The following is a 25,021-nucleotide window of genomic DNA, read 5'->3' on the forward strand; positions in this document are numbered from 1 at the left end:
ATGCCCTCACCGCAGGGTGAGGGCATCGCTGTGGTTTTAGTGCTGTATGCCTGAGCGGTCAGAAAAATCGCTGGCGGAGAGACTATCATCCCGAGTTGCCGCCTGTTTCAGACGGGCATACCGGTCAGGTACCCCTTCAGGACGCGTTTTGAAGCGACGATGCAGCCACATATACTGCTCTGGCGCCATGCGTACGGCCTGCTCAATTGCCCTGTTCATCTGCGTCGCCACGGCTTCTTTATCGCCGCCCTGCAACGCCTCGCTGATATCCTCAAGAATAATCAGTTCGTAACCGGAGCCATCCGCCCTGCGGCGCGGCACAAAGGGGATGACGGCAGGCTTAGCGCTTTTGACCAGCATATAGCTTCCAGCGGTCGTGGCGGCATCCGGAACCGCAAAGAACGGCACAAAGACGCTATTGGTTTTGCCATAGTCATGGTCCGGGGCGTACCACAAAATCTCATTTTGCTTCAGCGAGCGGATCATGCCCTTTAAATCATGACGATCGAGCATGGTTTTATTGGAGCGCAGGCGTCCGCGCGTCTGAAGCCAGTCCAGCAGCGCGTTATTATTCGGACGATACACCCCAATGCCGGGATTAAGCATGCCAAAGATCCGCGCGCCCAGCTCAAGGGTGAGAAAATGCATGCCAACGAGCACCACGCCATTGCCCTTTGCCCGCGCCTTTTCCATGTGCTCATACCCCTGCACGGTAAAGCATTTCTTCACCCGCCACGCGGGCCAGAACCATGCCATCCCGGTTTCGATTACCCCCATTCCTACCGATTCAAAATTACGCTGCAGCAGGGACTCTCGCTCCGCCTTTTTCATCTCCGGGAAACAAAGCTCCAGGTTGCGGCGGGCAATTTCGACGCGGCGGGGAAGCAGGCGCATCGCCAGTCGACCAAGGCAATGACCGATTCTGAACAGCAGCGGATAAGGGAGCAGCATGATGAGCCACAGAGCCGCAATGCCGGCCCAGCTTAGCCAGTAACGGGGATGAAGAAAGGCGAATGAAAAACGGGGTAATTTTGTCATGCGAAAATTATCCTTTAACGTGTCTGTCCTTAATTGATTCTTTTGAAGATCTTTCCTAAGGATTAATAATATGTCAGCCAGAAACGTTAATTGTAGCGGATAAAACAAAACGCATTTTTATCGATTTTTGCGAAAAAAATGAAGACGAGACGGGAAAAAACCGGGAAGGAGAGATCCATCCCCCCCGGCAAGTGCGCTTACATTGAATAGCCAGGCTTTTTAATTAATTCGTCCAGCTTCGGTCCTATTTCGGTATCCCAGACCTGCGCTTTCCAGTCCTCCTGGTTCACCTGATTCAACGCAACGGAGACAGAGCTGTCTTTGCTGTTGAAATGGCGAATAATGACCTCAGCAATATCCTCGGCCAGTGCGGCTTTTTGTTCGTCGTTCAAATCGCGGGGAAAACATTTGATATCTACGTGTGGCATATGCAGGCTTCCAGTTGTGAGTCAGGGCTCCACGTTATCAGATAATACCGTTGGCCTTTAACACCTTGTGCAGTTCCGGCAGCTGGCATACGGTGTCCGCAATAGCCATAAACCTCGGCGTATTGGTCGCAAACCAGTCATGGCGTGGCCCCCAGGTTCGCGCCACCGCGATATACACATCCAGCAGCGTCAGCCGTTCCCCCAACGCAAACGGGGCGGCCTTGAGCTGAGTTTCGAACCACAAATAGAGGGACTTCCGGTATTCGATGCAGTTTTTCTGCAGCTGTTCAGGCGCATCCGGCGCCCAACGTTCGGGATAGTCTGCATACGTAAACGTGGGATAGACGTTGGCCACAAACCAGATCAGCAGACGCTGAAACTGCTGGCGTTCGGCCTGCCCCACGGGCGGCGCGAGATCGGGGCATCTGTCGAGCACCATCAGGGCAATCGCCGCCGTTTCGGTCATAATGGCGCCATTTTCCAGCTCCAGCGTGGGCACCTGACACAGCGGGTTGAGCTTTTGCAGCAGCTCGCGCTGCGGACCGGGCTGGTCAAACCCGTCCACGTCGATAAATTGATAGGGGATATCGGCCAGGGTTAGCATCACTTCACCGATCGCCGAGCCCCAGCCGGGTACGCCATAGAGTTTAATCATGTTGCCTCCTCAGGGATGAAAACCCTAAGTGTAGACCCGTCATACTTCAAGTTGCAGGTGCGTTGGCTGCACTCACTCACCCCAGTCACGTACTAGTGTACGCTCCCGGGAATTCGTTCCCTTGCCGCGTTACTCGGCCTGTAGCCTCGCCCCTTCGGGGCCAGCGCAAGCGCTGTTCAAAACGGCAAGCCATTTTGTCCTGCAACTCGAATTATTTTGGGTATAGAGCACCATTAGTAGGTTATCCCAGGCGGGTTGACCTCCGACTGCGCCACCGCTTCGCCCTGCTCGCCCCAGCGCGCCAGCACCTTCTGGTAATCACCCCGCTTAATCGCGCCGTCCAGCGCGGCCTGCAGCGCGTACACCAGCTCATTGCCCTTTTTGGTGGTGGTCGCGACATAGGCTTTTTTCGGCCCTAAACCGACGACGCGGGTTTTGCCCGTGAGCGCTGCCTTATAGGCCGATACCGACTGCGGACCAAAGAACACGTCCGCCCTGCCGGACTGAATATAGAGATTGCCCGAGGCATCGTCGTGGAGATAGACCGGCAGCGCAGGCGCCCTTCCCGCCTTTTTGTTCTCTTCGTTCCAGCCCAAAAGGATGCGTTCCTGATTGGTACCAGAGCCGACGATCACCTTTTTCCCAGCCAGATCTTCCGCGCTTTTGATTGACTGGATCTCGCTGGTGGATTTCACCGAAAACGCCAGCGAATCGACGCGGTAGGTCGCAAAATCAAACTTCTCTTTACGCTGTTCGGTCACCGCAATGTTCACCAGCGCCACGTCGTAGCGCCCGGAGGCGATCCCCAGCGGCCAGTCCTCCCACGCCGTCGGCACCAGCTTTAGCTTCAGCCCCAGGCTGCCCGCCAGCAGGCGGGCAATATCCGGGTCGCTGCCGATCCGCGTGCGGTTATCGCTGGCCAGCAGCGCCAGCGGCGGAGAATTCAGCGCCGAAACGGCGACCGTGAGCGTACCCGGCTCAACGAATTTGTAATTGGCGGGGATCTTCGCCACGGCCTGGGGATCGACCGTCACCGGCAGAGGCTGCTCGTTGGCTTTCAAATTAATGCTGGCGTAGCTCACCGTCGTGAAGATCAGCCCCGCCAGAAGTCCGTATTTCATTGGCGCTCCTTACAGCACTTTTGACAAGAACTGGCGCGTTCGCGCATGTGACGGACGGTTTAATACCTCGTCACTGCTTCCCTGCTCGACGATTTTTCCGTCGACCATAAACACCACCTGATCCGCCACTTCCCGGGCAAAGCCGATCTCGTGCGTCACCACCACCAGCGTGGTGCCGGACCGGGCCAGCTTTTTGATCACGTCCAGCACTTCCCCCACCAGCTCCGGATCCAGCGCCGAAGTGGGCTCATCAAACAGCATCACGCGGGGACGCAGCGCCAGCGCGCGGGCAATGGCGATACGCTGCTGCTGCCCGCCGGAAAGATGGCGCGACCAGGCATCGGCTTTATCCCGCAGCCCAACCACGTCCAGCAGGCTGTACGCCCTTTCCACCGCCTCTTTTTTGCTGAGCTTTTTATGCGCGATGGGCGCCTCTATCAGGTTTTCCAGCACCGTGAGATGCGGAAACAAATTGAAGTTCTGGAACACGTAGCCCACGTTGACGCGCTGCTTGAGGATCTCCTTCTCCTTCAGCTCATAGAGCCTGTCGCCCTGACGGCGATAGCCGATGTAGTCCCCGTCAATCTGGATAAAGCCTTCGTCAACGCGCTCCAGGTGGTTAATAGTGCGCAGCAGCGTCGATTTACCGGAGCCCGACGGCCCGAGGATCACCGTCACGGACCCGGGCGGGATCTCCAGCGAAACGTTGTCGAGCGCCTTATGGCGACCAAAAAACTTGCTGACGCCGGTAATCGAAATGTGTCCTTCAGGAGAGGCTTGCATGGACGGGCTCCTGTGCTGGCGTGGTGGTGACAGAACGGGTGCGACGGGCGGCACGGTTCTGATTAACGGCAGAGCGGCGTTCGCTGCGGGCAAGCGCGCGTTCGACGCCATACTGGATAGCGGACAGGACGGTGGTGATCGCCAGGTACCACGCGGCACCGACCATCAGCAGCGGGATCACCTCCTGCGTGCGGTTGTAGATCATCTGGATGGTATAAAACAGCTCCGGCATCGCCAGGACGTACACCATCGCCGTGCCCTTGGCGAGGCTGATGATTTCATTGAACCCCGACGGCAGAATGGTGCGCAGCGCCTGAGGCAAAATGATGCGCACCGTGCGGCGCCAGGCGGGGAGGCCCAGCGCGGCGGCGGCCTCATACTGGCCGTGATCGACCCCGAGGAAACCACCGCGAACGATCTCGGCGGTATAGGCGCTCTGCACCAGGGTGAGCCCCACCACGGCGGTAGAGAACTGCCCCAGCACGTTGATGGTTTCAAAACTGCCCCAGGTAATACCGGTAAACGGCACGCCGAGCGAGAGCGTGTCGTAGAGATAGGAAAAGTTGTACAGGATAATCAGCACCACGATCAGCGGCAGCGACCGAAACAGCCAGATATAGGCCCACGCCAGGCTGCTCAGCAGCCAGGATGAAGAGAGTCTCGCCAGCGCCAGCATGCCGCCAAACACCACGCTCAGCGCGGTGCCGATCAGCGTCAGCAGCAGGGTCTGCCCGACACCTTCAAGGATCACCGGGTCAAAGAACCAGCGGGCAAACACCGCCCACTCCCAGCGCGGGTTAAAGGCCACAGACTGAATCACGACCGCCAGGACAAACAGCGCCACCGCGGCGCCGACGGCCCGCAGCGGATAACGCGCCGGGACCACCTTAATGGTTTCAACGTTGCTCATCGTCGTTCCTCATGCGGTTTTACTGAACGCTTCGCGTACCAGCGTTTTGGTGAAGCGCAGCCGACCGTCAAACGGCGGCTGGCTGTACTCTTCCGGATCGCGGTTCAGATCGAACTGCGCCTGATAGCCCTGGCTGAGATAGAGCCGTACCGCTTCCGGCTGGCGAAAGCCGGTTGTCAGGTAAATTTGGCTGTATCCTGCCAGCACCGCCCTGCGCTCGAGCTCCTGCACCACGCGCCCGGCAAGCCCCTGCTGACGCAGGGTTTTGTCCGTCCAGATGCGTTTGATTTCCGCGGTGCGTTCGTCGAAAGGTTTGTACGCGCCGGTGGCGATAATCTTCCCGTCGCGCTCCAGAACGATAAACAGCCCCTGCGGCGCTAAATACCATTCGGTGAGCTCAACCTCCGCGTCTTTGGAGAAGTAGTCCCCGTAGCGGGCGGCATATTCACCGAACAGCCCTTCGATAATGGGCTGAAGCTCGGCGTCTTCCGGGGAAACATCACGAAATCGTTCGCTCATCACGCCTCCTTAATCGCCCAGGCCAGCCGGATTCACTTCTGACTGAGGAATACGCTCAACGCCTTCCCCCCAGCGGTTCAGCACTTTGTCGTAGTCGCCGTTTTTGATGACGCCGTTCAGCGCGGTTTGCACCGGCTCAACCAGCCCGCTGCCTTTCTTCAGCGTGACCGCAATGTGCGCCGCCTTCGGCCAGCCGCCGTCGACGCTACCCACCAGTTTGGTTTTCCCGTTCAGCGCCGCTTTCCAGGCGCCAATCACGTTCGGACCAAAGTAGGCATCCGCGCGCCCCGACTGCAGCGCCAGCGTTTGTGCCGCATCGTCTTTGGTGTAGATCGGGGTAAAGGGCTTCAGCCCCTTCTTCAGATTTTCGGCATTCCAGGCCAGCAGGATGGCCTCCTGGTTGGTGCCGGAGCCGACGATAATCCGCAGCCCGGCGATGTCCTCAGCCTTCTGCAGCGACTTGATCGGGCTGGTTGATTTCACGTAGAACCCGAGGGAATCTTTGCGGTAGGTGGCAAAGTCAAATTTCTCTTTACGCTCTTTGGTGACGGTAATGTTGCTGATGGCGGCATCATATTTCCCGGAGGCCACGCCCAGCGGCCAGTCTTCCCAGGAGGTCGGCACCACGTTTAGCTCCAGCCCCAGGCTGTCAGCGACCAGACGGGCGACGTCAACTTCACTCCCTAACAGCGTTTTGTTGTCATCGGAAAACACCGTCAGCGGCGGTTGATTGAGGCCCGCCACCGCCACGGTAAATTTCCCCGGGACTGCAAAGCGATAGTCTTTCGGCAGCTGTGCCACCGCATCGTTGTTTTTAGCGGTATTAATCGGCGTTTTATTGGCCTCGATGCTCACGCCGGTGCCGTTAATATTCACATTCTCTGCCCAGACGGCAGGGGAAAAGGCCAGCGCGAGCGCCAGAATAAGCGTTGTTTTCTGCATAGCGGGGTTCTCTTTTATTGTTGTGTGTATTGGTTTCCAGGTTCGTCTAAACCCAGACTTTCGCGCAGCGTGGTGCCCGAGTAGTCGGTACGGAACAGGCCGCGCGCCTGTAAAACAGGCACCACCTGGTCAACAAAGCGCGGGAAGGTGTCCGGCGTGCCGCCCTGAATGATGAAGCCGTCTGCGGCATAGCCTTCAAACCAGGCCTGCAGGCCGTCGGCCACCTCTTCTGGCGTACCGGAAAAGCGCGGGCGAGGCGAAGCGGCTTCAAGCGCCACCTGACGCAGGGTTAAGCTGCGCTCGCGGGCGTTACGCTTGATTTCATCGGTGGTGCTGCGGAAGCTGTTTTTGCCTAAGTCGCCGATATCCGGGAACGGCTCGTCGAGCGGATACTGGCTGAAATCGTGATGCTCGAAATAGCGTCCGAGGTAGTTGAGGGCATCGTTAATCGACACCAGCGCCGCCGTGGTTTGATACTGGTTTTCCACGTCATCGGCGTCTTTACCCACAATCACGCTGACGCCCTGGAAAATATGTAAATCCGACGCGCGGCGTCCGTTACTTTCCAGCTGCTGCTTCACGTCGCGGTAAAAGGCTTTCGCTTCGTCGAGCGTTTCGTGATGGGTAAAAATGGCGTCGGCATGTTTCGCCGCCAGCTTTTTCCCGTCGTCCGACGCGCCTGCCTGAAAGACAATCGGCCGCCCCTGTGGCGTTCGCCCAATATTCAGCGGGCCGGCGACCTGGAAGAAATCACCGCGGTGGTCCAGGGTATGCAATTTTGCCGGGTCAAAAAACTGACCGCTCTCTTTATTGCGCACAAAGGCGTCGCCTTCCCAGGAATCCCACAGCCCTTTCACCACGTCGAGATACTCATCCGCAATGCGATAGCGCAGCGCGTGCTCGGGGTGTTTTTCGCGAGAGAAGTTCTTTGCTGATCCTTCCAGCGGGGAAGTCACCACGTTCCAGCCCGCGCGCCCGTTGCTCAGGTGATCGAGGCTGGCGAACTGGCGCGCCGTAGTGAAAGGCTCGCTGTAGGAGGTGGATAAGGTTCCCACCAGCCCCAGGCGCGAGGTGATGCTGGCGAGAGCGGATAACACCGTCAGCGGTTCAAAGCGATTTAAAAAATGCGGGATCGATTTCTCGTTGATATAGAGACCGTCGGCAACGAATAAAAAATCGAGTTTGCCCTCCTCCGCCTTTAACGCCGTCGCTTTGACGAAATCAAAATTGATGCTGGCATCGGCGACGGCCTCAGGGTGACGCCAGGCGGACATATTTCCGGATGCACCATGCAAAATGGTCCCCAGCCGCAGTTGACGATGTGCAGACATATTCACCTCTTAAGAATTAGACGTGTTGCAGAGCTTTTTCCGCAAGCTGTGCAAAATAGCGGGCAGCGGGCTCAATTAATGCTTCATCCGGATTGAATGCCGGATGGTGTAAACCGTACGGGCTGTTGCTGCCGATGCTGACAAATGCCCCAGGGATATGCTGCAGATAGACCGCGAAATCTTCCCCGCCCATATGCAGCTCGGCGTGCCGGGTTTCGTAGCCTGCTTCTCTGGCGACCGAGGTGGCGAAATCGGCCCAGCGCTCGTCGTTCACCAGCGCGGTGGGCCCGGCATACCAGGTGATGTCAATCTGCGCGCTAAAGGCGCTGGCAAACCCGGCGGCGATTTCGCCCACGCGGGCCTTCACATTCTGCTGCACTTCCGTGCGGTGGGTGCGCAGCGTGCCTTCCAGCTCGACGCTTTCCGGCAGCACGTTCCAGGTGTTACCGCCTGCAATGCGCGTCACGCTCAGCACCACCGAGTCCAGCGTGTTGACGTTGCGGCTGGCGACGCTTTGCAGCGCCGTTACCAGCTGGCTCGCCAGCACGATGGCGTCGTTGCCTTCGTGCGGACGTGCGGCGTGCGCGCCCTTACCGGTAATGCGGATCACGAAGCGATCGACGTTGGCATAAAACGGTCCGCCGCGGGTAGCGAACTCACCGACCGGCAGGCCGGGCTCGTTATGCATGCCGAAGATAGCGCTGACGTCACGCAGGGCACCGGCCCGCACCATGCTCTTCGCACCGCCAAAGTTCTCTTCGGCAGGCTGAAACAGGATCCGCACCCGGCCGTTAAGCGACGCTTCCCGCTCTTTCAGCTTTAACGCGGCGCCGAGGATCACGCTGGTGTGGATATCGTGTCCGCAGGCATGCATTACGCCTGCACGCTGGGAGCTAAACGGCACGCCGCTGCGCTCTTCAATCGGCAGGGCATCAATATCTGCGCGCAGCGCAATCAGTTTGTTGCCCGAGCCGATTTCCGCCACCAGCCCGGTCGACAGGTCGTAAGGCTGCGGAATAATCCCGGCATTAGTCAGCCACTGGCGCAGGCGCGTTGTGGTCTCCACTTCCTGGCCGGAGAGCTCCGGGTTCTGGTGCAGCTCGCGACGCCAGGCAATCAGCTGTTCGCCAAAGCTCATACGGTGACCTCCTTGTTAAGACGCGCCTCGGCAAGCCGGCGCAGCGACGCGACGCGCGTTGCCCCCTCCGCTACCGGCGTGTCGATGATAAATTCGTCAATACCCCACTTTTCATGCAGGGCGTTAAGCTGTTCGAGCACCGACTCAGCCGTACCCGCCAGCAGCGACTGCGCCCGACGTGCAATGCGCACCGGCTCGCTGCCCGCCTGGCGCGCAAAGGCGTAGGCCTGCTCTTCGCTGGCCACGGTGACACGCTGGCCGTTTGCCAGCTCAACGCCCCACACTTCAATCTTCTGCGCCAGGGCTTCCGCCTCTGCCTGCGTCGGCGCGACAATCGCCTGTACCGCCACAATCACGTCCCGCGTGCTGTTCTTACGCCAGGTCGAGACCACCTCGCGCAGCAGCTCAGGGTCACCGTTCAGATGCGCGGCAAACACAAAGTGCCAGCCGAGCCCGGCGGCCAGCAGCGCGCTATCGATACTCGCGCCCAGCAGGTAACCCTCTGCAGGCAGCGGCGGCAGCGGCGTGGCGCGAACGACCTCATCATTAGACTGATGCTCAGGACGGATCCAGCGATCGAGCTGGGCCAGCTGTTCGGCGAAGCTGCCCTTTTCCAGTTGATTCAGACCCTGCTGAAGCGCGCGGGTTGAGAGCGGCAGCCCGCCGGGGGCTTTTCCGACGCCGAGATCCACGCGGCCGGGCGCCAGCGCGGCCAGCACGTTAAAATTCTCGGCGACTTTATAAGGGCTGTAGTGCTGGAGCATCACGCCGCCGGATCCGACGCGGATGCGCGTTGTCTGCCCGAGGATCCAGGCAATCAGCAGCTCCGGCGAGGGGCTGGCAAGATGGGGAGTGTTGTGGTGTTCGGCAATCCAGAAGCGGTGATAGCCCAGATTTTCTGCCTGCTGCGCCAGCGCCAGCGTACGCGCCAGTGCATCGGCAGCCGTTTCGTTTTCAGCGATGGGGCTTTTATCCAGAATGCTGATTCGCCATGACATGTTGCGTTCTCGTTTGACTTAACATGTCGACATTATTAAAGGCGCATTTCACCACTGAGAAACAATTAATTTACATTTAGTTTGCCGGAAATCAGATATATAAAACCATGCTAAGAATAAGACTTTAAGTCGGCAATCAGCGTTTTCCCCTGCTCGCGCCGGGTAATGCGGACGAAGCGAATATGCCCATACTGCGGGTTTTGCAGATCGGCTTCATAGCGCGTGCGGTTGTTACGCCAGGTTTTCATCGTCCAGATGAGAATGGACTCTCTGCTGAAGAACGCGCGCCGGAAACTCTCTTTGTTCCCGGTTCCGGGCCAGAGCTCTTGTTTATGCCAGGCGCGTTTGACTGCCCTGTTGACGGCCTGCCAGAGGGTACGTGCAAAGCCATAATCGATCCATACCACAACGTCGACGTCACGCCATTTAACCGGGCGCGTGCGGTTATAGTTGCCGTCAAGCACCCAGTCTGGCGAAGCCTGTAGCGCCTGCTCCAGCTTTTCCTGAAACACATCGTCCGGCGTTCCCTGCCAGTCAGGCCGCCAGTAGAGTCTGTCCATCTCGATATAGGGAATAGCCAGTTCGGTCGCAATCTGCTTTGCCAGCGTGCTTTTTCCGCTCCCGCTGGTCCCGATGACGTTAATTTTCACCTCAACCTCACTGTATTATCGAAAACAGCCCAAATCATAGCGTTTTCATCCTGTTAACGAAACGCTATTTCAGCATGGCAATTTTTCCTGAGAGACGATCTCCCTCTTTCAGTTTTGGTTATGTCGTTTATTTGCAGCGACGCCAGAATACGCCCCTGAAAATATTTTCATTTTTATTACATTCGCCAGCATTAACAGATTAAAAATAATGAACAACGGGTATTTCAGGCGGTCAGAATTTCAGAGAGAATATGCAGCAGAGCGTTATATAAAAATAATCACATTTATCTTGCCGGAGCATTTTCCGGACGTTTTTTATTCTTGCACATCATCATGGAGTTACTCATGAGGCGTAACAGTCCCGTTACACAAAACGAGTATTTACTTAACGATGGTTCGACGTTAATGTCGACCACCGATACCAAAAGTCATATTACCTATGCTAATTCCGCTTTTATTGAAGCCAGCGGATATAAAGAAGAACACCTTCTGGGTAAGCCGCATAACCTCATCCGCCATCCCGACATGCCTGCCGAAGCGTTTGGCGACATGTGGTATACCCTGCAGCAGGGTGAGACCTGGACGGGGCTGGTGAAGAACCGTCGTCATAATGGCGACCACTACTGGGTGCGGGCTAACGTAACGCCGGTCTGGCAGGGTGGATCCCTGACGGGCTATATTTCCGTGCGAAATATACCCGCACGGGAAGAGATTGCGGCCAGTGAAAAACTGTATGCAAGAGTGCGTAATAACGAATTAAAACATTACCGCTTTTATAAAGGGTTACTGGTTCGGCGCGGTTTATTTTCGTTTATGTCGCTCTTTAAATGTCTCAGCACCAGTAAACGCATCCACCTGGGTATTGCGACGACGGCGTTACTCTCCTGCCTGGCGGTGTATTTATTCCCTGATAAACTTATGCAGTCGGGAAGTCTGGCGCTGCTGTTTATTGCCCTGACCTATTATCTTCATGCGCAGATCGCCCGTCCGGTAAAATCTATTGTGCAACAGATGCAGCGCGTGGTTTCAGGACGTAAAACGGACTATTACCATTTTGACAGGATCGACGACATCGGGCTGATGATGCGCCTGGTGAATCAATCAGGCTTGAACCTGAATTCGCTGGTTGACGATGTCGGGGCGCAAATCAGCGGGATTGGCACCATCAGCCAGCAGGTCGCGAAAGAAGGTGCGGCGCTGCAAACGCGTTCAGAAGAGACCGCAGACTTTCTGCAGCAAACCGCGTCAGCGGTGGAAGAGATCGCCAGCGCGGTGAAGCAGACGGCAGAAACCGCGAAAGAAGCCACGGAGATGGCGGATCGCACCCGCGACAGCGCCCACCGCGGTGAAGCGATGATGAAAGAGACCATCGGTATGATGCAATCCGTGTCGCAGGATAACAGCCAGATCGTCGATATTATCAGCGTTATCGATCGTATCGCCTTCCAGACCAACATTCTTGCGCTGAATGCGGCCGTGGAAGCAGCGCGTGCGGGTGAAGCCGGGCGCGGTTTTGCCGTGGTGGCGGCTGAGGTGCGCAATCTTGCGCAGCACTCCGCGACGGCGGCGAAAGAGATCAAAGCGCTGATTGAGAAAAACGTCGCCAGCGTCAACTCTGGCGTGGAGAAGGTAGAACAAACCGAAACGCAGCTGACGGTCATGATCGACAACGTGCTGCGGGTCTCCTCCCTGATTAAGGAGATCGGCCACGCCACGCAGGAGCAAACCCAGGCGCTGACGCTCATCAACGCATCCATCTCCCGTATCGGCGCAATGACCCACAACAATACGGGGATGGTGGATAACGTCACTCACGCCGCGAATCACCTGACGCAGCGCACCACGCGCCTGCAGCAGGCGATTGCCGTTTTTGGCGGTTAGCCGTTCGGATACTGCTCGTCGGTGACTTTTTCCAGCCATGCAACCGGGCTGCCGTTAACGGATTCGGCGATGGCAATATGCGTCATCGCCGTTTGCGCGCTTGCGCCGTGCCAGTGCTTTACGCCGGGTGGGATCCAGGCGATATCGCCCTGATTCAATATTTCCGCCGCTTTGCCCCACTCCTGTAACCAGCCGCGACCCTGCGTCACAATCAGCGTTTGCCCAAGGGGATGCGTATGCCACGCGGTGCGCGCGCCCGGCTCAAAGGTCACGGTTGCCCCGCCGACGCTGGCAGGTTCGCTCGCCTGAAATGGCGCGTCAATGCGGACGGTGCCGGTGAACCAGGCTTCCGGCCCTTTTGCTGAAGGTAATGATCCGCTGCGAATAATTTTCATCTTATGCTCCTCGTTTACTGTTGGGTTAACAGTAGCGCAAAGCAATCCGGAGCATTAGCGTGCATAATCAGATAGGAAATATGATTGAAATTCATAAATAGAGGCAATCGCGATGCTAAAAGATAATTTCAACGACCTCCTCTCTTTTATGGTAGTCGCCCGCGAGCGCAGCTTTACGCGCGCGGCGGCGCAGCTGGGCGTCTCGCAATCGGCGCTGAGTCATGCCATGCGCAAGCTTGAAGCGCGGCTCGACGTTCGCCTGTTAACCCGCACAACCCGCAGCGTGGTTCCGACACTCGCGGGTGAGCAGCTTTTTACGCGCTTAAGCCCGCATCTGCTGGAGATCGAACAGGAACTCACGGCGCTTCGCAGCGCACGCGACAAACCCGCAGGCGCTATCCGCATCGTCGCCGGCGAACACGCGATGGACGCCGTGCTCTGGCCGGTCCTGAAGGCTTTTATGGTGCAGTATCCTGAGATTAACGTCGAAGTGACGGTAGATAACGGCCTGACGGATATCGTGGATGGCCGTTTCGACGCGGGAGTACGCCTGGGTGAACAGGTGGCAAAAGATATGATTGCGGTACGGATAGCGCCGGATATGCGCATGGCCGTGGTCGGTTCCAGGGATTATCTGGCTCGCTTTGGCGTGCCGCAGACGCCGGAGCAGCTCGCTGACCACCGCTGCATCAACATGCGCCTGCCCACGCGCGGCGGACTGTATCACTGGGAATTTGAACGCGACGGGCGCGAGCTTCGCGTGCGGGTTGAGGGGCAGCTTACGCTGAGCAGCCTGTCGCAGCGCATCGACGCCGCTGAGAATGGACTCGGATTAGCCTACGTGCCGGAGGCGTCGGTTCTGGAGGCGCTTAATCACGGACGGCTGGTCAGGGTCCTTGAATCGTGGTGCCCTACCTTCGAGGGATATCACCTTTATTATCCGAGCCGTCGCCAGCACACTACCGCTTTCAGGTTACTGTTAGATGCTCTGCAGCAGTCAAAATCTTTACCACCTGGTAATAATTAAGAGATTCTGATGATTAAATAATCAACCCGCCGCATGTTTTGTCTAAAAACTCACCACGATTCAGCGTGTTGTGATCGCCGTCTGCTCTGACCACACGATTTCCTTCGACGTGCATCACTTTCGGCACGGTTATATTTTGCGTCGCTTATGAATTGCAGGTAGGATGCCTCGCCATGTTTCGCCTTATCCATACGCAGAATGACTGGGAAGGCGACATGTGTTTGCGCAGAAGCAATCGTTTGTATTGCGCTCTGCCAGGCAGGACTATCACGATAATGGTTCAGACAGGCAAACAGGTAACTCAATGAAAACAAGCAATAAAAGCGCAGCCGATCATCATGCTGCTAAACGTCGCTGGTTGAACTCCCACGAAGAGGGCTACCACAAAGCGATGGGCAACCGTCAGGTTCAAATGATCGCCATCGGCGGCGCTATCGGAACGGGTCTGTTTTTAGGTGCGGGTGCGCGTCTGCAGATGGCTGGCCCTGCTCTCGCCCTGGTCTATCTGGTGTGCGGGATCTTCTCTTTCTTTATTCTTCGTGCGCTGGGCGAACTGGTACTGCATCGCCCTTCCAGCGGAAGCTTCGTCTCTTACGCCCGTGAATTCCTCGGTGAAAAAGCGGCCTACGTTGCGGGCTGGATGTACTTCGTCAACTGGGCGATGACCGGTATTGTCGATATCACCGCCGTTGCGCTGTATATGCACTACTGGGGCGCGTTTGGCGATGTGCCGCAGTGGGTCTTTGCGCTTGGCGCGCTGGCGATTGTCGGCACCATGAACATGATCGGCGTGAAGTGGTTCGCGGAGATGGAGTTCTGGTTTGCGCTGGTTAAAGTGCTGGCCATCGTGGTGTTCCTGGTCGTGGGTACCGTCTTCCTCGGCAGCGGCAAGCCGCTGGACGGCAATGCCACCGGCTTCCACCTGATAACCGATAACGGCGGATTCTTCCCGCACGGTCTGCTGCCTGCGCTGGTCCTGGTTCAGGGCGTGGTGTTCGCCTTCGCCTCCATCGAACTGGTGGGTACCGCAGCAGGTGAATGTAAAGATCCGCAGACCATGGTGCCAAAAGCCATTAACAGCGTGATCTGGCGTATCGGTCTGTTCTACGTCGGTTCCGTGGTGCTGCTGGTTCTGCTGCTCCCGTGGACTGCCTATCAGGCCGGTCAGAGTCCGTTTGTGACCTTCTTCTCTAAGCTCGGCGTGCCTTACGTTGGCAGCATCATGAACATCGTGGTTCTGACGGCAGCGCTCTCCAGCCTGAACTCAGGCCTTTACTCTACCGGCCGTATCCTGCGCTCTATGTCGATGGGCGGTTCTGCGCCGAAGTTCATGTCGAAGATGAGCAAGCAGCAGGTTCCCTATGCGGGGATTCTGGCAACGCTGGTGGTTTACGTCTTTGGCGTGTTCCTGAACTATCTGGTGCCGTCCCGCGTATTTGAGATCGTTCTGAACGTGGCTGCACTGGGGATTATCGCCTCCTGGGCTTTCATTGTGGTCTGCCAGATGCGTCTGCGCAAAGCGATCAAAGAAGGCAAAGCGGCTGATGTGAGCTTCAAGATGCCGGGCGCACCGGTGACCTCCTGGCTCACCCTGCTGTTCCTGTTCAGCGTGCTGGTGCTGATGGCGTTCGACTACCCGAACGGTACCTACACCATCGCGACCATTCCGCTGCTGGCGGTACTGCTGATTGCCGGCTGGTTCGGCGTGCGTAAGCGCGTTCACGAAATTCATAGCACCGCGCCGGTTCATCACGACGATGAAAAACACGACGCACCGCTGGTAGAAGAAACCTCGCGTTAAGCATCCGGTAAGCATTAAAAAGGGAAGGCAAATGCCTTCCCTTTTTTTATCTTACAGCTCGATACGAATAACGTCGTCAGGCTGGGTGGCTTCTTGCTGGCGAGTGGATTTTTGTTTCACCGTCACGTACAGGGTTTTGCCATCTGCAGAGAGCGCCAGGCTGTTTGGGTAAACCGGCGTGTCGAAGGTTTTTGTGACCTTATACGTTTTCGCGTCAATCACGCTCACCTTACCGGCTTCACGGTGCGTCACGTAAACCTCATTGCGCGTTGGGTTAAACAGGACGGCCAGTGATTCAGGCGCGGCGATCTTCTCCATCACGCTGCCGTCTTTCAGGCTCACCACCAGCACTTCCGGCTGTTTTGAATCGGTCAGGAACGCGCGCTGGCCGGCGGTATCGAGGCTGATGTTCAGGTAGAAGTGCTCTTTGCCGTCATCCTGCACCTTTTTGCGGCTCAGGATTTTATTGGTCGCCGTATCAATGGTTACCAGCTCGCCGTCCGCATTCGTGGTGTACAGACGTTTTGCCTGCGCATCCAGCGCCAGGCCGGTGCTGTACGTACCGGTATTGGCAATGGTCTCTTTTAGCTTCAGCGTTGCGCCATCCACCACCCAAATCACGCTCTCTTTGCCGACACCGGTGATGTAAATCGTGTTGCTCGCGTCATCCGCCACCAGCTGACGCGGCTGCAGCGGTTTGACGGTTTCACTGCGCTGGCGATTATCGAGCACCAGTCGCCCTTTCACGTCGCCCGTTTTCGCATCGATGGCCGTCACCGCGCCGTTGAGGGTGTTGCCAAACCACAGGGTTTGCGTCGCGCCGTCGAGCGTGGCGCCAAAGGGTTTGAGATCGCTGTGAATCGCCTGCGTCACGTCCAGCGTAACCGGATCAAGGCGATAGATAACTCCGCCCTTATCGGTTTTGCGGCTTTGCGAGGTCGCCACCCACAGCGCATTCTCCTGCTGGCTGACCGCCATTTCATACGCCCCTTTGCCCACCGCTTTACGCAGCACCTCTTCGGCGGCATGCACCTGGAACGTCCCGGCAAGCAGTAAAGTGGCAGACAGCAGTGACAGGCTCAGACGCGGCGAGCACAGATGACGTAAAGACATAACAATTCCTTTTCTGAAAAGAGGGGTTTGGGCTGACATCACTTCCGGCAGACAACGTCATGGCATTGTCTTTTGATAATGAGAATAGTAATCATTAATGGACTGAATGTGGAGTTTTTCTTTCGCGCTTCGCCTTTCATTAACGCAATGTGCGGTTATAGTTTTCAAAACATTTACAAAACCTTTAACATGTATGGACATGTTCCATTTGGTTCGTTTATACACCACAACCGGTTTTATTCATGAAAATCATTTCTGCCCGTAAGGCCTCTCTCCCGCTGCTGCTGGTTCCCGTTATTTTGGCGCCGCTTAGCGCAATGAGCGCGGAAGAACAAACCATGATCGTCAGCGCCACGCCGCAAACCGTATCGGAGCTCGATACCCCGGCCGCTGTCAGCGTCGTTAACGGCGATGATATGCGCCAGGCCGCGCCGCGCATCAACCTGTCTGAATCTCTTGGCAGCGTCCCGGGACTGCAAATTCAGAACCGCCAGAACTATGCCCAGGATCTCCAGCTTTCAATGCGTGGGTTTGGTGCCCGCTCAACGTTTGGCGTGCGCGGTATCCGTATGTACGTCGACGGTATCCCTGCCACCATGCCGGACGGACAGGGCCAGACCTCCAACATCGATCTCTCCAGCGTGGAGAGCGTTGAAGTGCTGCGCGGCCCCTTCTCGGCCCTGTACGGCAACGCCTCCGGAGGCGTGATTAACATCAACACCCAGACCGGGCAGCAGCCGCCAACCATTGAAGCCAGCAGCTATTACGGCAGCTACGGGACCTGGCGCTACGGCATGAAAGCCACCGGCGCGATGGGTGACGGCACCCACGCCGGGGACGTGGATTACACCGTTTCCACCACCCGTTTCACCACCAAAGGCTACCGCGACCACAGCGGCGCGCGGAAGAATCTGGCCAATGCCAAGCTGGGCGTGCGCATTGACGACGCGAGCAAGCTGACGCTGATCTTCAACAGCGTGGACATGAAGGCCAACGATCCGGGCGGGCTGAGCTATCAGGAATGGCAGAACAATCCGCGTCAGTCTCCACGCGGCGATCAGTACAATACCCGCAAGACCATCAAGCAGACCCAGGCCGGCCTGCGCTACGACCGCCAGCTCAGCGCTCAGGACGATCTCAGCGTAATGATGTACGCCGGCGAGCGTGAAATGACGCAGTACCAGTCGATTCCGTATCAGCCGCAGCTAAAACCCTCCCACTCCGGCGGCGTGATTGATATGCAGCGTCATTATCAGGGTATCGATACCCGCTGGACGCACCGCGGCGAGCTGCTGGTGCCGGTGACCTTTACTACCGGCCTGAACTACGAAAACCTGAGCGAAGATCGTCGCGGATACGAGAACTTCGTGATGAACAACGGCGTGCCGGATTACGGCGTGAAGGGTGACAAGCGTCGAAACGAACGTAACCTGATGTGGAACGTCGATCCTTACCTGCAAACCAGCTGGCAGCTGACGCAGAAGCTGTCTGTGGATGCGGGGGTGCGCTACAGCTCGGTCTGGTTTGATTCCAACGACCATTACGTTACGCCGGGCAACGGCGATGACAGCGGTGACGCGAGCTATCATAAGTGGCTCCCGGCCGGTTCCGTGAAGTATGCGGTGACGGACGCATGGAACCTCTACGCTGCCGCAGGGCGTGGATTCGAAACGCCAACCATCAACGAGCTTTCCTATCGCGCCGATAACCAGGGCGGCCTGAACATCGGCCTGCAGCCGTCCACCAACAACACGTATGAAGTGGGCAGCAAAACCCGCATCGGCAATGGCCTGCTGACCGCGGCGCTGTTCCGCACCGATACGGATGATGAGATCGTGGTGGATGCCAGCTCTGGCGGGCGTACCAGCTATAAAAATGCCGGTAAAACCCGTCGTCAGGGGGTGGAAGTCTCCCTCGACCAGCAGTTTGCTGAGAACTGGAAGCTGAAGATGGCATGGACGTATCTGGATGCCACCTACCGGACTAACGTCTGCAGCGACGCAGACTGTAACGGTAACCGTATGCCGGGCATTGCCCGCAACATGGGTTACGCCTCGTTTGGCTGGCAGCCGGAGGAAGGCTGGTACGCGGGCTCTGACGTGCGCTACATGAGCGATATCATGGCCGACGACGAGAATACGGCGAAAGCGCCGTCGTATACTGTGGTCGGGCTGAACACCGGGTACAAATTCAACTACGGCAGCTGGGGCATGGATGTCTTTGGCCGCGTCGATAACCTGTTCGATAAAGAGTACGCGGGCTCGGTTATTGTCAACGAGTCTAACGGTCGTTATTACGAGCCTGCACCGGGCCGTAACTACGGAGTCGGGCTGTCGGTCTCTTATCGCTTCGAGTAAGCGAAAAGAAAAGTTTATCTTATTAATGAAATAACGCTCCTGATGGCAATAAACCATCAGGAGTTATTCACCAGATAAATAATTAGGGGCGGAATATAGTCGCTCTACTAAATAATCTCTTAGTTAAAATATTGTCGCTGTAAAAGCAAATTCGCTTCATCAATCACCTTATCAATCGCCTTCTGGCAGGCAACAACATCTCTTCGCTCAAGGGCGGAAAGCAGTTCGTCATAGTGATATGTCGAGGCTTTGATGTCGTTAAGCTCCTGATGCAGATAGTTCATACAGGGCCCGATGCGCACCCAGAGCTGCTCAATTAAGGCATTAAGCGTTGGCATTTCTGCATACTGATAAAGCGTAAACCGGAAGACGCGATTCGCATGCAATGCCTGCTGGACGTTCCCGTCGCGCATGGCCTCATGAAAGGCATCCGACAATTTGCGCAACGCCTCCAGTTTGCTATCAGACATATTCTGACAGGCCGCGGCGACCGCCATCGGCTCAAGCTGCTTGCGGATGGCGTTAATCTCGTTATAGCGCTCCAGCGTGACTTCCGGAACCAGAAATGCCTGTGCCGGCGTGGCGTGTAACGCCCCTGATGACACCAGGCGCAACAGCGCCTCGCGAACAGGGGTAATACTGGTTCCTAATTTATCGGCGATCTCTTTCGTAATCAGTCGTGCCCCAGGTTTGAGTGAGCCTGTAATTAACGCTCCTTTCAAACTGTGTTCAACTTGCATGGTAAGACTGACCCTTTGGGCTTTTTCTAAGTGGTCCAAATCAAGCATGTTCAATTCCTGTAGCTAAAACTTAATGCTATTTTTAAACGCCAGTTTTAATAAAACGACGCTGGTCCGATATATCCTGTATCGTCATGCCTGGTGGTGGGAAGTACGTAAAAACATCAAAAAAGCAAAATTTGTTTTTTTATTGGTTTCGGGCCCATCCGGGATGCGGACGCGAAATGCCATGTCCGTTAATTAAAGACAATATATCGTATCTTCACAAATAAATATGGCGGGAAACCCCGCCATAGTGCCGTTTATTTATTGTCACTCGCGACGCGAATCACGACTTTGCCGAAGTTACGCCCTTCAAGCAGGCCAATCAGCGCCTCGGGCGCGTTCTCCAGCCCGTCCGTTATCTGTTCGCGATAGTGAATTTTGCCCTCCTGCACCCAGCGCCCCATCGCTTCCTGGAACTCCTTAATGCGGTGACCGTAATCCTGGCCGATGATAAAGCCCTGCATACGAATGCGTTTCTTCAGGATGGTCGCCATCAGTAGCGGCAGGCGATCCGGCCCCTCGGGCAGGCCCGTCGCATTGTAGCCGCTCACCAGACCGCACACCGGCACGCGCGCGGAGGTATTCAGTAACGGCAGCACGGCGTCAAATACTTTCCCGCCGACGTTTTCATAATAGACGTCAATCCCATTCGGGCAGGCGCGTTTCAGCTGTTCGGCAAAGTCGGCCGCGTGGTGATCCAGACAGAGGTCAAACCCGAGGACCTCAACGGCATGGCGGCATTTTTCAGCCCCACCGGCGACGCCGACCACCCGGCAACCTTTAATTTTGCCGATCTGCCCGACGGTCGCACCAACCGGGCCTGTCGCCGCGGCGACCACCAGCGTTTCGCCCGCTTTTGGCTGCCCGATATCCAGCAATCCCATATAGGCGGTGAAGCCCGGCATGCCCAGAATACCCAGCGCCCAGGAAGGATGTGACGGATCTTCGCCCAGCTTCACCAGGCCGCTTCCGTCCGAGAGTTCATACTCCTGCCAGCCGCTGTAGCCCAGCACCCACTCCCCGGCTTTGAAGTCGGGATGATTTGACTGCTCAACGCGGCTAACCGTTCCCCCCACCATCACCGCGCCCAGCTCAACCGGTGGTGAATAGGATGGCGCATCGCTCATGCGCCCCCGCATGTAAGGGTCCAGCGACAGCCAGACGGTGCGCAGCAAAAGCTGTCCCTCAGCCGGGGCGGGAACAGGCTGCGTTTCGAGACGAAAATTATCCGCGACCGGCGCACCCTGCGGACGAGAGGCCAGCACCCAGCGGCGATTTTGCGAAACAGGTTGATTCATCGGGATCTCCTTCTGGTACAAATGTCATTACAGCCTGGCTCACGATCGGCGTTATCGCATTAGCATTACGAGGCAGACTGGTTAAGCCGTACAACCAGATAGATGCAGGTTTCATTCGTTTCGTTGATGAACCGGCAGTCATTTGGCGGCCCCAGCTCGAGACAGTCTCCGGCGTGCATTTCGTGGCGCGTATCGCCCTCCTGAAACACCAGCTCGCCGGACTGGAGCCAGATAAGCTGACGTGCCAGCGCGTAAGAAGATGCAGGCATCGGAACATCGCTGCCCGCGGGCAGTTCAACCTGAACAAGGTCGATGGGCAGATCGGTGCGGGGAGAAACATGGCGGCGGAGATAGTGCGTCTGCGGATCTCGCCAGACGGGCTGGTTTGCAAGGCGCAGCAGCTTGCCCTCCTGCATTTCGGCCCGGGCAATAAGCGTTGACATGCTGATGCCAAACGCGCCGGACAGGCGAGCAAGCAAGGTGGCTGTCGGGCTGCTGTCTCCGCGTTCAATCTTGTGGATCATCGCGCGCGAGACCCCTGCCCGGTCAGCAAGCTCGCTCAGGGACCATCCGCGAGACTCGCGTTCAAGGCGAATTCTTGCGCTAATCCGTTGATTCATCGTGTCTGTTATGGTGTTCATGACGTCATACTATAGTGTATGAAAGGCATTTCAATGGGCTTTTGATAACAAAAAAATATTGCTTATGCCGTAGCGATCGAACAATACACTTGTGTAATATCGTAACTAATGCGTAATACTATAGTGAACAACACACAGAGGGTTAATCATGATCGTTCGTCATGCCTGCAAGGAAGACTGCGCTGCGATAGGCGAAATCTACAACCACGCGGTGCTGCATACTGCCGCGATCTGGAACGATAAAACCGTCGATACCGATAACCGAATCGCCTGGTTTGAAGCGCGCACGCTCGCGGGTTACCCGGTTCTGGTGAGCGAAGAAAACGGCGTTATCACCGGTTACGCCTCTTTCGGCGACTGGCGCGCCTTCGACGGTTTCCGTCATACGGTTGAGCATTCGGTCTACGTCCACCCGGATCATCAGGGACAAGGCATTGGCCGCACGCTGATGGTCGCGCTGATTAACGAGGCCCGCGCCATCGGTAAACACGTAATGGTGGCCGGTATTGAAGCGCAAAACCATGCCTCGATTCATCTCCATGAAACGCTTGGTTTTGTCACCACGGGGCAGATGCCGCAGGTGGGAACCAAGTTTGGCCGCTGGCTGGACTTGACCTTTATGCAGCTGCAGCTGGACGAGCGCAGCGATCCGGACGCTATCCCATGAATCAGTCACTGACCCTGGCGTTTCTGGTGGCGGCGGGAATTGGACTGGTATTGCAAAATACCTTAATGGTGCGTATCACCCAGTCTTCCTCCACCATTCTTATCGCGATGCTGCTGAACTCTCTGGTCGGCATTGTGCTGTTTGTCAGCATTCTGCTGCTGAAACAGGGCGTCGCCGGATTCAGCGAGCTGGCCGCAACGGTACGCTGGTGGACGCTTATTCCGGGGCTGCTGGGGTCGTTTTTCGTGTTTGCCAGCATCAGCGGGTATCAGAACGTTGGCGCGGCGACGACTATCGCCGTGCTGGTAGCAAGCCAGCTGATTGGCGGGCTGGTGATGGACGTGCTGAGAAGCAACGGCATTCCGCTGCGCGCCCTCATTGGCCCGGCGTGCGGCGCGGTGATGCTGGTCATCGGGGCCTGGCTGGTGGCGCGACGCCAGTTTTGATCGTTACAGTATGGTGCCGCCTTTGGTCAGCTGTTCCTCACGCGCGTCCAACTCCTCTTTATGCTGCTTACCGTGGTGCGAAATCGCGGTACGCAGACGCTGCTGCTGGGTGTAGCGATCTTCACGGCTGAGCTCAGCGTCATCGCTTAATTCGATCAGCAGTTCATTCATATGGGTAATCACGCTCTCTTCGATAGCGGCATCGACACGGGTGGTAACTTCGCTTAAATGTGACATTGTCACTCCTTGTCGTGTGCCCGGTGGCGCTACGCTTGCCGGGCCTACGGGTGCCAAATGTAGGCCGGGTAAGGCGTAGCCGCCACCCGGCGATAAAACGCTTAGTTCAGCTTCGCTTTGGAGAAATCGCTGCCCATCAGGCTCACGCTGTATCCGGTCACGTTGCTGCGGGTTGCATAGAACGTTTTCCCGTTTGCCAGTGCGATCCACGGCGCCTGCTGGTAGAAAATCTCCTGCGCCTGGCCGTAAAGTTTCGCGCGCTCGGCCGGGCTGCTGGTCAGCTTCGCTTTTTGCACCAGAGCATCATAACCCTTATCGCACCAGCGCGCGGCGTTTGATCCGGTTATAATGCTGTTGCAGCCCAGCAGCACGTCGGCAAAGTTATCAGGGTCACCGTTATCGGACATCCAGCCAAACAGCGCGGAGTCATGTTCGCCTTTACGCATTCCGGAGAGATATTCACCCCACTCGTAAGAGACAATTTTGGCCTTCACGCCGACTTTCGCCCAGTCGCTCTGGATCATCTCTGCGATACGGCGCGAGTTCGGGTTGTACGGACGCTGAACCGGCATTGACCACAGCGTGACTTCCGCCCCCTTCTCCAGCCCCGCCTGCTTCAGCAGCGCTTTCGCTTTTTCAGGATCGTAGCTGTAGTCCTTCAGGTCTTTATTAAAGCCCAGCATATTTGGCGGGATCGGCGATTTTGCCACCGTACCGGATCCCATAAAGACCGCATTGACGATCGCCTTCTTGTCGGTCGCGTAGTTAAGCGCCTGGCGCACCAGCACGTTATCAAACGGTTTTTTCTCGGTGTTGAACGCCAGATAGCCGACGTTCAGCGCATCGACCGAGTGCAAAGTCAGGTCTTTGTTGTTCTTGATGGCGTCAAACTGAACCGGGGACGGTGCAGGAATGATCTGGCACTCGTTGGTCTGCAGCTTCGCCAGACGGGTTTCCACATTCGGCGTGATGGAGAAGATGAGATGCTTCGTCGGCACTTCGCCTTCCCAGTAGTTCGGGTTCGCGACGTAGCGGATCAGCGAATCCACCTTGTACTGCTGCAGGACATAAGGCCCGGTACCAATCGGCCAGGTGTCAACGTTTTCAGGCGTGCCTTTTTTCAGCATCGCGTCGGCGTATTCGGCGGAGAGAATGGAGGCGAAATCCATCCCCCAGCCGGCCAGAAACGCGGCGTTAGGCTCGCTGAGGGTGAACTGGACGTGATAGTCGTCGACCTTTTTAACGTCCTGGATCAGCTTATCGAGACCGACATCGTTAAAGTATTCGTAGTTGCCCTGCGACACGTTGTGATACGGGTGTTTAGGGTCTTTCTGACGCAGAACCGAGAAAATAACGTCATCGGCGTTAAAGTCGCGCGTCGGTTTGAAGTATTTATTGCTGTTGAACTTCACCCCTTTGCGCAGGGCAAAGGTATACGTCTTACCGTCCGGCGAAATCGTCCAGGACTCCGCCAGCGACGGAACCGGTGTGTTTTTCACCGGGTCGAAATTGATCAGGCGGTTGTACAGTACCTGAGAGCTGGCCACAAAAGACGGGCCAGAGCTGGCGATTTGCGGGTTGAAGGACTCGGGAGACGCTTCAGAACAGTAAATAAGGGTGTCGTTGTTTGCCGCCCATGCGGCACCGGCTGGTAACAGCGCGCTCAGCGCAAGGGCGAGCAGTGTTTTCCCTGTAGACATGGTTATAACCCTGACAGTTTTATTATATAAGACAGTAATAACAGCACAGGCGATATGACCTGGCAAATAACGAAACACTATCAGGTTATTCTAAAGCCGCGTTTATTGCTGTTTTAACAGCCAGCGCCCAAAAAGGTGATTTGCCTTAAGGGCCATTATT

Annotated in this window: 23 protein-coding genes and 1 pseudogene; 6 read left to right on the forward strand and 18 right to left on the reverse strand. The window is 56.7% G+C overall.

Features of this window, described 5'->3' with window-relative positions; genetic code table 11:
- Positions 1-36 precede the first annotated feature (36 nt).
- The 11 genes and pseudogenes from ACOTZC_RS05340 to ACOTZC_RS05390 form a co-directional block, all read right to left on the reverse strand.
- Positions 37-1,038, reverse strand: coding sequence for a Kdo(2)-lipid IV(A) acyltransferase (locus tag ACOTZC_RS05340; protein ID WP_322408063.1), 1,002 nt, complete (start codon positions 1,036-1,038; stop codon positions 37-39).
- Positions 1,039-1,235: 197 nt separating this feature from the next.
- Positions 1,236-1,466 (reverse strand): tautomerase PptA, encoded by a 231-nt coding sequence (gene pptA / locus ACOTZC_RS05345; RefSeq protein ID WP_023311964.1) that lies wholly within the window; start codon positions 1,464-1,466, stop codon positions 1,236-1,238.
- A 37-nt stretch (positions 1,467-1,503) separates the two neighbouring features.
- On the reverse strand, positions 1,504-2,121 hold the full coding sequence (locus ACOTZC_RS05350; protein ID WP_126303393.1) for a glutathione S-transferase family protein: 618 nt from the start codon (positions 2,119-2,121) through the stop codon (positions 1,504-1,506).
- 233 nt (positions 2,122-2,354) lie between these two features.
- Positions 2,355-3,242, reverse strand: a complete 888-nt coding sequence (locus ACOTZC_RS05355) for an ABC transporter substrate-binding protein (protein ID WP_421635639.1) — start codon at positions 3,240-3,242, stop codon at positions 2,355-2,357.
- A 9-nt stretch (positions 3,243-3,251) separates the two neighbouring features.
- Positions 3,252-4,025, reverse strand: a complete 774-nt coding sequence (locus ACOTZC_RS05360; protein WP_024909602.1) for an amino acid ABC transporter ATP-binding protein — start codon at positions 4,023-4,025, stop codon at positions 3,252-3,254.
- Positions 4,009-4,935: an amino acid ABC transporter permease gene (locus ACOTZC_RS05365; RefSeq protein ID WP_045400006.1), complete on the reverse strand. Its 927-nt coding sequence runs from the start codon at positions 4,933-4,935 to the stop codon at positions 4,009-4,011. The genes ACOTZC_RS05360 and ACOTZC_RS05365 overlap by 17 nt, the downstream gene beginning before the upstream one ends.
- Before the next feature lie 9 nt (positions 4,936-4,944).
- Entirely contained in the window at positions 4,945-5,454 is a 510-nt protein-coding gene (locus tag ACOTZC_RS05370) for a GNAT family N-acetyltransferase (protein WP_032656866.1), read from the reverse strand.
- 9 nt (positions 5,455-5,463) lie between these two features.
- Positions 5,464-7,727: pseudogene (locus ACOTZC_RS05375) on the reverse strand (NtaA/DmoA family FMN-dependent monooxygenase).
- A gap of 16 nt (positions 7,728-7,743) precedes the next feature.
- On the reverse strand, positions 7,744-8,865 hold the full coding sequence (locus ACOTZC_RS05380; protein WP_047174482.1) for an amidohydrolase: 1,122 nt from the start codon (positions 8,863-8,865) through the stop codon (positions 7,744-7,746).
- The gene (locus ACOTZC_RS05385) at positions 8,862-9,863 is read right to left on the reverse strand and encodes an LLM class flavin-dependent oxidoreductase (RefSeq protein WP_047174483.1); all 1,002 of its coding nucleotides are present in this window, start codon (positions 9,861-9,863) and stop codon (positions 8,862-8,864) included. The genes ACOTZC_RS05380 and ACOTZC_RS05385 overlap by 4 nt, the downstream gene beginning before the upstream one ends.
- 110 nt (positions 9,864-9,973) lie before the next feature.
- Entirely contained in the window at positions 9,974-10,513 is a 540-nt protein-coding gene (locus ACOTZC_RS05390; RefSeq protein WP_047174484.1) for an AAA family ATPase, read from the reverse strand.
- 345 nt (positions 10,514-10,858) lie between these two features.
- Between ACOTZC_RS05390 and ACOTZC_RS05395 the strand changes: the two genes are divergently transcribed.
- On the forward strand, positions 10,859-12,394 hold the full coding sequence (locus ACOTZC_RS05395; protein WP_047174485.1) for a methyl-accepting chemotaxis protein: 1,536 nt from the start codon (positions 10,859-10,861) through the stop codon (positions 12,392-12,394).
- Here ACOTZC_RS05395 and ACOTZC_RS05400 read toward each other — a convergent pair.
- Positions 12,391-12,789, reverse strand: a complete 399-nt coding sequence (locus ACOTZC_RS05400) for a (R)-mandelonitrile lyase (RefSeq protein ID WP_023311976.1) — start codon at positions 12,787-12,789, stop codon at positions 12,391-12,393. The two genes, ACOTZC_RS05395 and ACOTZC_RS05400, sit on opposite strands and share 4 nt — an antisense overlap.
- Positions 12,790-12,901: 112 nt before the next feature.
- On the opposite strand from ACOTZC_RS05400, the gene ACOTZC_RS05405 reads away from it, so the two are divergent.
- Positions 12,902-13,816 carry a LysR family transcriptional regulator gene (locus ACOTZC_RS05405; protein ID WP_045400026.1) on the forward strand — a complete coding sequence of 305 codons (915 nt, stop codon included), beginning with the start codon at positions 12,902-12,904 and terminating at the stop codon, positions 13,814-13,816.
- A gap of 304 nt (positions 13,817-14,120) precedes the next feature.
- On the forward strand, positions 14,121-15,617 hold the full coding sequence (gene ansP / locus ACOTZC_RS05410) for an L-asparagine permease (protein ID WP_023311978.1): 1,497 nt from the start codon (positions 14,121-14,123) through the stop codon (positions 15,615-15,617).
- A gap of 51 nt (positions 15,618-15,668) precedes the next feature.
- Here the strand turns inward: ansP and ACOTZC_RS05415 are convergent, their stop codons facing one another.
- Positions 15,669-16,730 carry a YncE family protein gene (locus ACOTZC_RS05415; protein ID WP_421635640.1) on the reverse strand — a complete coding sequence of 354 codons (1,062 nt, stop codon included), beginning with the start codon at positions 16,728-16,730 and terminating at the stop codon, positions 15,669-15,671.
- Positions 16,731-16,972: 242 nt separating this feature from the next.
- Between ACOTZC_RS05415 and pqqU the strand changes: the two genes are divergently transcribed.
- Positions 16,973-19,087, forward strand: coding sequence for a TonB-dependent receptor PqqU (pqqU, locus tag ACOTZC_RS05420; protein ID WP_023311980.1), 2,115 nt, complete (start codon positions 16,973-16,975; stop codon positions 19,085-19,087).
- A 119-nt stretch (positions 19,088-19,206) separates the two neighbouring features.
- Here the strand turns inward: pqqU and ACOTZC_RS05425 are convergent, their stop codons facing one another.
- The 3 genes from ACOTZC_RS05425 to ACOTZC_RS05435 all read right to left on the reverse strand — a co-directional run bounded on the left by ACOTZC_RS05425 (position 19,207) and on the right by ACOTZC_RS05435 (position 21,811).
- Entirely contained in the window at positions 19,207-19,875 is a 669-nt protein-coding gene (locus ACOTZC_RS05425; protein WP_248169652.1) for a GntR family transcriptional regulator, read from the reverse strand.
- Positions 19,876-20,129: 254 nt separating this feature from the next.
- Positions 20,130-21,170, reverse strand: coding sequence for an NADP-dependent oxidoreductase (locus tag ACOTZC_RS05430; protein ID WP_421635641.1), 1,041 nt, complete (start codon positions 21,168-21,170; stop codon positions 20,130-20,132).
- 65 nt (positions 21,171-21,235) lie between these two features.
- Positions 21,236-21,811 carry a helix-turn-helix domain-containing protein gene (locus ACOTZC_RS05435; RefSeq protein WP_023311983.1) on the reverse strand — a complete coding sequence of 192 codons (576 nt, stop codon included), beginning with the start codon at positions 21,809-21,811 and terminating at the stop codon, positions 21,236-21,238.
- A gap of 148 nt (positions 21,812-21,959) precedes the next feature.
- Between ACOTZC_RS05435 and ACOTZC_RS05440 the strand changes: the two genes are divergently transcribed.
- Positions 21,960-22,478 carry a GNAT family N-acetyltransferase gene (locus tag ACOTZC_RS05440; RefSeq protein ID WP_045354167.1) on the forward strand — a complete coding sequence of 173 codons (519 nt, stop codon included), beginning with the start codon at positions 21,960-21,962 and terminating at the stop codon, positions 22,476-22,478.
- Entirely contained in the window at positions 22,475-22,924 is a 450-nt protein-coding gene (locus ACOTZC_RS05445) for a DMT family transporter (protein WP_045400041.1), read from the forward strand. Before ACOTZC_RS05440 ends, ACOTZC_RS05445 begins: the two co-directional genes overlap by 4 nt.
- Positions 22,925-22,927: 3 nt before the next feature.
- On the opposite strand, the gene ACOTZC_RS05450 is transcribed toward ACOTZC_RS05445, so the two are convergent.
- Positions 22,928-23,161, reverse strand: coding sequence for a YdcY family protein (locus ACOTZC_RS05450; protein WP_047174489.1), 234 nt, complete (start codon positions 23,159-23,161; stop codon positions 22,928-22,930).
- A gap of 101 nt (positions 23,162-23,262) precedes the next feature.
- Positions 23,263-24,861, reverse strand: coding sequence for an ABC transporter substrate-binding protein (locus tag ACOTZC_RS05455; RefSeq protein ID WP_421635642.1), 1,599 nt, complete (start codon positions 24,859-24,861; stop codon positions 23,263-23,265).
- Positions 24,862-25,021 lie beyond the last annotated feature (160 nt).

Origin of the sequence: Enterobacter cloacae complex sp. SHL009, from assembly GCF_049237205.1 — a bacterium.
In the GTDB taxonomy this organism is placed as follows: domain Bacteria; phylum Pseudomonadota; class Gammaproteobacteria; order Enterobacterales; family Enterobacteriaceae; genus Enterobacter; species Enterobacter cloacae_M.